This window comes from Neobacillus kokaensis (assembly GCF_014656545.1).
In the GTDB taxonomy this organism is placed as follows: Bacteria; Bacillota; Bacilli; order Bacillales; family Cytobacillaceae; genus Neobacillus; species Neobacillus kokaensis.
This window is the reverse complement of record NZ_BNDS01000073.1, coordinates 1-282: the sequence shown is the minus strand read 5'-3', so window position 1 is coordinate 282 and position 282 is coordinate 1. Positions and strand designations below refer to the sequence as shown.

Annotated in this window: 1 protein-coding gene; it reads right to left on the bottom strand. The window is 44.7% G+C overall.

What is annotated here, in order from left to right; genetic code table 11:
• Positions 1-56 precede the first annotated feature (56 nt).
• On the bottom strand, positions 57-282 hold a 226-nt coding region (locus IE222_RS27055), incomplete at its 5' end, for a hypothetical protein (protein WP_240009807.1).

Sequence of the window (282 nt, the reverse complement as noted above, 5' to 3'; positions counted from 1 at the left end):
CCCCTCCCTTCGAATTCTTTACCTTATAGACGAAATTAATGACCCACACCTTACTATTAAAGCAATGGGTCACCAATGATACTGAAGCTATGAATACACCGACTACGAAGACTTAGGCTTTGACTCTTATATAGTCCCCACCCAAGACTTAACGCCCGGTCAATTTCGTCTTCTAGAAACAGACCATCGAATGGTTGTCCCTGTAGAATCTCCAATCCGCGTCCTAGTTTCAGCTGAAGACGTCCTTCACTCCTGAGCCGTCCCTTCCTTAGGTGTAAAAAT